Source organism: Streptomyces sp. NPDC052107 (assembly GCF_040680215.1).
Classification (GTDB): Bacteria; Actinomycetota; Actinomycetes; order Streptomycetales; family Streptomycetaceae; genus Streptomyces.
The window spans coordinates 1-6,521 of record NZ_JBFAWG010000180.1; the positions used below are offsets into that span (position 1 = coordinate 1).

Annotated in this window: 6 protein-coding genes and 2 pseudogenes; 3 read left to right on the forward strand and 5 right to left on the reverse strand. The window is 69.0% G+C overall.

Going from position 1 to position 6,521, the window contains the following annotated elements:
* Positions 1-232 precede the first annotated feature (232 nt).
* A pseudogene (locus AB0M27_RS46060) lies at positions 233-394 on the forward strand (IS256 family transposase); the annotation flags it as partial.
* Positions 395-1,022: 628 nt separating this feature from the next.
* Here AB0M27_RS46060 and AB0M27_RS46065 read toward each other — a convergent pair.
* From AB0M27_RS46065 to AB0M27_RS46080, 4 genes and pseudogenes are all read right to left on the reverse strand, one after another.
* Positions 1,023-2,065, reverse strand: a pseudogene (locus AB0M27_RS46065) (SDR family NAD(P)-dependent oxidoreductase).
* Between the two features lie 82 nt (positions 2,066-2,147).
* Positions 2,148-2,819, reverse strand: coding sequence for an enoyl-CoA hydratase-related protein (locus tag AB0M27_RS46070; RefSeq protein WP_365732106.1), 672 nt, complete (start codon positions 2,817-2,819; stop codon positions 2,148-2,150).
* 127 nt (positions 2,820-2,946) lie between these two features.
* Positions 2,947-3,990, reverse strand: a complete 1,044-nt coding sequence (locus tag AB0M27_RS46075; RefSeq protein ID WP_365732108.1) for a hypothetical protein — start codon at positions 3,988-3,990, stop codon at positions 2,947-2,949.
* 75 nt (positions 3,991-4,065) lie between these two features.
* The gene (locus AB0M27_RS46080; protein ID WP_365732113.1) at positions 4,066-5,082 is read right to left on the reverse strand and encodes an alcohol dehydrogenase catalytic domain-containing protein; all 1,017 of its coding nucleotides are present in this window, start codon (positions 5,080-5,082) and stop codon (positions 4,066-4,068) included.
* Positions 5,083-5,283: 201 nt separating this feature from the next.
* Here AB0M27_RS46080 and AB0M27_RS46085 point away from each other — a divergent pair, with 201 nt between their 5' ends.
* Positions 5,284-5,880 carry a TetR family transcriptional regulator C-terminal domain-containing protein gene (locus AB0M27_RS46085; RefSeq protein WP_365732114.1) on the forward strand — a complete coding sequence of 199 codons (597 nt, stop codon included), beginning with the start codon at positions 5,284-5,286 and terminating at the stop codon, positions 5,878-5,880.
* Here AB0M27_RS46085 and AB0M27_RS46090 read toward each other — a convergent pair.
* Positions 5,780-6,202 (reverse strand): ATP-binding protein, encoded by a 423-nt coding sequence (locus AB0M27_RS46090; protein ID WP_365732118.1) that lies wholly within the window; start codon positions 6,200-6,202, stop codon positions 5,780-5,782. The genes AB0M27_RS46085 and AB0M27_RS46090 overlap by 101 nt on opposite strands.
* Here AB0M27_RS46090 and AB0M27_RS46095 point away from each other — a divergent pair.
* Positions 6,107-6,481, forward strand: coding sequence for a hypothetical protein (locus AB0M27_RS46095; protein WP_365732116.1), 375 nt, complete (start codon positions 6,107-6,109; stop codon positions 6,479-6,481). The genes AB0M27_RS46090 and AB0M27_RS46095 overlap by 96 nt on opposite strands.
* The last annotated feature ends 40 nt before the right edge of the window (positions 6,482-6,521 follow it).

A 6,521-nucleotide genomic window follows, 5' to 3' on the forward strand; every position in this document is an offset into this window, starting at 1 on the left:
CCGAGAACACCGTCTGCACGAGCTCGTTGACATCCTTCACGCGAATGTCAACGACCCCCACCACTTTCCGTCACCACCGAATGTGAGACAGGGCCAATCTAACGGCGGATCCGACGATCACGGCAGAGACGTCAAGTGACCGATGTCGCCCGTGGAGTTGGAGACCATGGAGCCTGCCGAGAGTGCCCAGTCCGGGCAGCCTGCACCCGTGTCCGACGAGCAACTGGTCGCGATGCTGGTGGAGCGGGCCCGGTCGGAGGAGCTGCAGCTGACCGGGCAGGGTGGGCTGCTGCAGCAGCTGACTAAGCGGGTCTTGGAATCTGCCCTGGAAGGTGAGATCACCGATCACCTCGGTTATGAAAAGCACGATGCGGTCGGCCGTGGCAGCGGCAACTACAGCAGCTCCGACGCGCGCCGCGTGAGTAGGGCAGCTCGTGATCGCCTGTCAGGCTATTAGTGACTGGGTCAGGTACAACCTCCCCGGCTCGAACGGCACCGGTGGCGGCCCCTCCGGCGCTTGCATCAACAACCGGTAACGGTCCACGCTGAGCAGCCTGGTTCTCGCCCCGTCGTCGCAAGGCGGGACGAGAACCGCAACGCCCCTGTTTGCCCACCCCCTCTGCAGATGCTGTCAGGTGGACAGTCCGCTCACGCATCGCTCACGCATGGAGGTGCGTGAGCTGGGGCCTTGACCAGCTGCAAGGCGTCACGGCGCAGAGCGCTCCTCGGGTACCGGAAGCGGCTGTCGGCAACGGCGTGGACATGCCGGAGCCTCGACGCTGCCTGGACGAGCGGCCGAACCGTGGTCCCGGATTCAGCGCGGCTCGGCACCGAGTCAGCACAGGTCCTGCTGCAGCCGCACACCTTCAGCCTTCTGACGCCTCGAGTCCGCCCTGAGGCCCCGGAGTTGGTGCCCGGACACTTAGGCACACGGTTCCACAGCCTTTCGCCTAGCGGGCAACGCGCTGGTCAGAAGCCTCATCGAAGCGGCCCTGGACTGTCCGGGGGCAGACGAGTTTGGGCTACGAGCGCCGCTCGTCGCCCGCCTGGTTTTCGAGCAAGCGGGCGCCTTCGCCATCGACGTCGTTGAAGTCGGTGGAAAGGCTCAGGTGCCGCCACTTCTCGTCTTCCGTCAGGCGCCTGTTCCATGCGGCACGTCCGTAGGTGTAGGCGTCCTTGCCGAGGAGCTGGCGCAGGGGCGGATCGTCGAGGTGCGCGATCTCCACTACGACCTGCGCAACCTTCTCGGGATCGCCGTGGGCGGTTTTGGTGAAGTTTCGCATCGCTTCGGCGGCCGCGCCGACGGTGGGTTGGTAGGGCTTGCTGACCGGGGCGATGTGCATGGACGATCCGGCCCAGTCGGTGCGCATGCCGCCGGGTTCGAGGATGGTCACCTTGATGCCGAGGGGTGCGACCTCGGTCGCCAGGACTTCCGAGAAGCCCCCCACGGCCCATTTGGCGGACTGGTACGCGCTCATGCCGGGCTGGCGATCCGCCCGCCGAGCGAGGAGATCTGGATGATGTGGCCGCTTCCCTGCTGCCGCAGGACGGGCACGGCTGCCTTGCTGAGATACACAGTGCCGTAGAAGTTGGTGTCGATCTGGCGGCGGAAGGCCTCCAGGGTGGTGTCCTCCAGCGAGGCCCGGTCGCCCTGTCCGGCGTTGTTGACGACGACGTCGAGTCTGCCGAACGCGGCGACGGTGTCCGCGACGACGCGCTCGGCCGCGTCGGCGTCGGTGACATCGAGCCGTGCCGCGCGGATCCGGTTGCCGTGGGCGGCCACCAGGTCGTCGAGGGCGTGCGGATCACGTGCGGTGGCCATGACTTCATGGCCGGCGGCCAGAGCGGCCACTGCGATCTCCCGGCCGAGGCCACGGGAGGATCCGGTGATGAGGAAGACCTTGGGCATAGCAATCTTCAGAGACTGTCTCCGGCCCGGCGGCCGGAAGGCGGCGGGGGTGCGGCAAGACGGCGCCGAGCGGCGCTGGAGCACGTCGGCCCGGCGACAGGCGGTGATGACGTCGGCATTGCAGAACTGCGAGTCGGCTGCCTTGCCGCGGTGCATCCGTACGGTGGCGATCACCGGCCGGCAGGGGGGCTGGAGTCTTCGTGCCCCGTCCGGGCCGGTGAGTGCCCCCGGCTCGGCGTCAGCCCAGCGGGTTGGTCGTGTCGCGGAGCATGGTGAGGACAGGGGCGTACATGCGCGTCTTGATGGTTCCGAGGCTGTCGCCGGCCTTGCTCGCGTGAGCCTGGGCAATGTCGAGGGCGGCGGTGCGCAGGGTGGCCTCGTCCGCGGCCTGATCGACGATTCCGGCGCCGGCTGCTTCCTGGCCGCCGAAACGAAGGGCGGAGACCATGGCAAGGTGAGCCGTTTGCGGGGTAAGCCGGGACTGGATGAGGGCGGACATGCCCGGGGTGAACGGGATGTTGATGTCTGCCTCGGGCAGGCACCAGAAGCCTCGGTCGGCGCGCATGAGACGGAAGTCATGGGCCAGGGAGAACATCGCTCCTGCGGCGAACGTGTGTCCCTGCAGCGCGGCGACGGTGATCAGTGGGAGGGACAGGAGCCGTGCGAACAGACCGTGGACGGAAGTGACGTAGTCCTGGTGCTCGTCGCTGTGCGCGGCGAGCCATTCGAGATCAAGACCGTTCGAGTAGAACTTCCCGGTCGCGGCGGTCACCAGGGCGCGGGGGCCTTCCGACTTCTCCACCTCGTCCAGGGCCGCGTTGACCGAGGCGATCCAGTCGGGGTGGAAGCGGTTCTCCCCGTCACCGAGGTCGAGAACGAAGACGGCGTCGTGACGGTCGAGCGTGGGCATGGTGGCTCCTCTGGAGACGGTTCGGTGGGGAAGGGGCACGTAGGCCACGGTGGAGTCGAGATCTGCTGGGCCGCGGACCGGGGCTGCGGGGCGTCTGGGATGTGTCTCTCCGCCGCCGTAGCGGAAGTCAGATGGGACGTGCTCTCCGAGCCCGGTGGTGCACGGTGGCCGCGGTCAGCAGGCCCAGCGCGAGGGTCGCACCGGCGAGGAGGATCCCGGTGAGGGCCGGCCCTCCGGGAAGTGCGGACGCGTGTACCCAGCGGATGGCGAAATTGGTGCTTGCCGCTATGGGGAAGCTGAAGATCCACAGGCCCGGATGGAACGCGGGCTGGCGTAGCTCGGGGAGGAGGAAAACGACCAGGAGGACGGTGAAGAGCAGGGTTCCGGCGAAGCCGTAGCCGACGGCGTCGAAGACACCCTTGTGGGCGGCGGTCCAGGCGATTCCTCCGGTCGCGGGGGGAATGGTCAGGACGGTGAGGGCTGGGCGGGCCGGTCCGGGCAGGGGGCCGCCGGTGACGAGGCCGCCGAGGATGACGGTGCCGAAGGCGAGCCAGTACAGGAGCCCTACCGCGAAGGCGGCGTCGGCGACGCCGGGCAGTCTGAGCGTGGAGGCGATGGCGCTGGCGACGAAGGGTGCGGAGGAGACGGGCAGCAGGTAGCCCGGGTGCAGAGTGGTGGTGCTCAGTGTGCCCGTGAGCCAGTGGGCGAGCAGGCGTGCGGCGATCAGGGCGGCCGCGGTGAGGAACACCGCGTAGGCCCAGCGCGCCCCTGTGAGCTCGAAACGGGAGAAGTGTCCTGTGATCAGCATGCCGATGATGGGGACGTACCCGAGGGTGAAGCCCTGGCCGGGGTGGCGCAGGTCGTGGCGCAGGTTGCGCCATCGGGCCCCGCCATGGCGCAGGTACTGGGCCAGCAGCACCAGCCAGATCAGTCCACTGACGGTGAACAGCGCGTCGCTGACCTGCAGAGCGGGCGGAAACGTGGTTACCGCCGCCTGCCAGGCGCCGCCGAGGCCGGCGGTGCCGAGGGAGACGGACAGCAGCCTGATCCGTGCGGTGCGGGTCGCTTGGCGGCCGTTGACTTCGGAGTCGATGTCGGCGGCTGGAGGCGTCCGCCCGCTGCCGCTCGGCGCCGTGCCGGTGTGGTCTGCCGTCTCGGCCAAGTCGATCATGGGGGAACCTCAAGGGGGAATGCCAAGGGCGCCAGCTGGGACCCGTCTGCCCGGGCGGCGCAGGTCGTGGCGTGGTCAGGCGGCCATGTCCAGGACGACGCGGAAGCGGGCCTTGCCCGAGAGCATCCGCTCGTACGCGTCCATGGCGTGGGTGAAGGGCAGGGTCTCGGTGGAGGGGCGGATGCCGTGGGCGAGGGTGAAGGCGAGGTTGTCCTCGTTCTGGATCGACGATCCGGTCAGGCTGCCGAGGATGCGGCGGGTGCCGAAGATCAGGTCGGCGGTGGCGACCGTGAGCGGGTCGGGGGCGGCGCCGACCACGACCAGGCTGCCGCCGGGGGCCAGGCCGCGGACCAGGGGGTTCATGGACGTGCCGCTGGACGCGGTGGCGACGATGAGCGAGGCGCCGCCCAGGTCGGCCAGCGCCGTGCCGGGGTCGGTGCCGGTGCTGTCGATGTACTCGTGGGCGCCGAGCTCCCTGGCGAGTTTCTCCTTCTCCTGGCCGCGGGCGATGGCGGCGACCCGGTATCCGAGGCTGCGTGCGTACTGCAGAGCGAGGTGCCCCAGGCCGCCGATCCCCTGCACGGCGACCAGGGCGCCCGCGCGGGTGGGGGCCTGCTGGAGCGCGGTGAGGGTGGTCAGCCCGGCGCACAGTAGCGGTGCCGCCTCGACGGCGGGCATGCCGTCGGGGATGCGTACCAGTCCGCTCGCGCGGGCGTAGGTCACCTCCGCGTATCCGCCGTCGATGGTGGTGCCGGTCTGTTCTTGGTTGAGGCAGTTGACGAAGTCGCCGCGGCGGCATGGTTCGCACTGCCAGCAGTGCCCGTTCAGGAAGCCGACGCCGACGCGGTCGCCGGGCCTCCAGGCGGTGACACCCGCGCCCACGGCGTCGATCACGCCGACGATCTCGTGGCCGGGAACCACTGGATGAGACGGGTCGGGGCGCAGTCCCTCCACGGCCAGTACGTCGGAGTGGCAGACCCCGCACGCCTCCACCCGGAGGCGGACGTGGCCGGGCTCCGGGTCGACCAGCTCGCGCTCGACGAGCCGGAGCTGGTGGACGCCGGTGGCCTCGAAGGCTCGGTACGCGGACATGACGCTTCTCCTCGGTGCTGCTGCCTCTGCCGGCACGGGGAGGGCCGAGGACTTGGGGCGGGGGCCACTTTCAATATGACCGGTCACTTTAAAATTCGTCAAGCGGTACCGACAGCCGAACCGCAGGCCATGTGCCGTCGTGGACGCGCGCTGCTTTCCCTGGTGGCCTGGGTTTGACCCGAGGCAAGGCGACCGGACATATTGACGTTCGAGGTGGTGGTGAGGATGGCACGCGCGTCCAAGCGCGAGGAGATCGCGCAGGCAGCCCTGGAGCAGTTCCGTACGCGGGGCTTCAATGCCACGGGCATCAGCGACATCACCTCGGCGGCGGGGGCTCCGAAGGGCTCGTTCTACAACCACTTCGCCAGCAAGGAGGAGAGCGTCCTCGAGGCGCTGAGCCGCTATGCCGCCGGCCTGCGGTTCGACATGCTCGACACGCCAGGGCGCCCTGCGCTGGAGCGGCTTCGGGCGCACTTCGAGTTCCTGAGCGCGGACACCGTCGACAGCGGCTTCGCCCGCGGATGCCTGGTCGGCAACCTCGGCGCTGAGGTGGCGGACCACTCCGAGGAGATCCGCTCCGCCGTCCAGGGCGGCTTTCAGCGGTGGGCCACGCGCATCCGGCAAGTGCTCACCGAAGCCAAGGAAGCAGGAGAGCTGAATGCCGCTCTCGATGTCGAAGAGGCCGCGCTGTTCATCCTCAGTGCGTGGGAGGGCACGCTGATCGCTGCCCGGGCGGACAAATCCTCCGCTCCCTTGGACGCCTTTTTCCGCATGGTCTTCGAGGTCCTTCTGCGCTGATCCCCGCTGGGGTCCGCTGAGGACTCGCAGGCGGCGCACCACGATTCCTCGTCGGAGGGGCGCTAGGGGTGCGGTGACGGGAGGGCTTGCTCGGTCCAGACCGTCTTCCCGTCGTTGGTGTAGCGGGTCCCCAGTTCTGCGCGAGCTGGGCGCAGATGAACAGGCCGCGGCCGCCTTCGTCGACCGTTCGTGCGTGGCGCAGCCGCGGAGCGGAGATGCCGGAGTCGTGGACCTCGCAGGTGAGCTTCTGGTCCTTGATGAGGCGCAGGTCTACGGGCGGCGCGCTGTACCGCAGGGCGTTGGTGACCAGCTCGCTGACGATTTCCTGGGTGTCCTAGGCAGTGTCCTCGTCCACGCCCCAGTCGGCGAGCTGGCGCCGGGCGTGGCGTCGCGCGATGGCAGGGGCGGTGGGCTCTTCGTCCAGCGGCCAGGTGGCGACGCGGTCGGCGGGGAAGGGGCGGGTGCGGGCGAGGAGAAGGATGGCGTCGCCGGGAAGAGCATCGGTCCGGAGCCGGTAGAGGATGTCGTCGCACAGGTCCTGCAGGGTGCGGGGCTCGGAAAGTCATCGCTGCAGCTCACGCGGCATATCTGTACTCGTTGATGACTCCGCCGAGGACGCGGGTGCGTAGGAGCCTTTGTGT

Excerpts from the sequence above, each read along its gene's own strand:
- AB0M27_RS46075 (WP_365732108.1), bottom strand. The coding sequence starts at position 3,990 with ATGATCGACTTGGCCGAGACGGCAGACCACACCGGCACGGCGCCGAGC.
- AB0M27_RS46070 (WP_365732106.1), bottom strand. The coding sequence starts at position 2,819 with ATGCCCACGCTCGACCGTCACGACGCCGTCTTCGTTCTCGACCTCGGT.
- AB0M27_RS46080 (WP_365732113.1), bottom strand. The coding sequence starts at position 5,082 with ATGTCCGCGTACCGAGCCTTCGAGGCCACCGGCGTCCACCAGCTCCGG.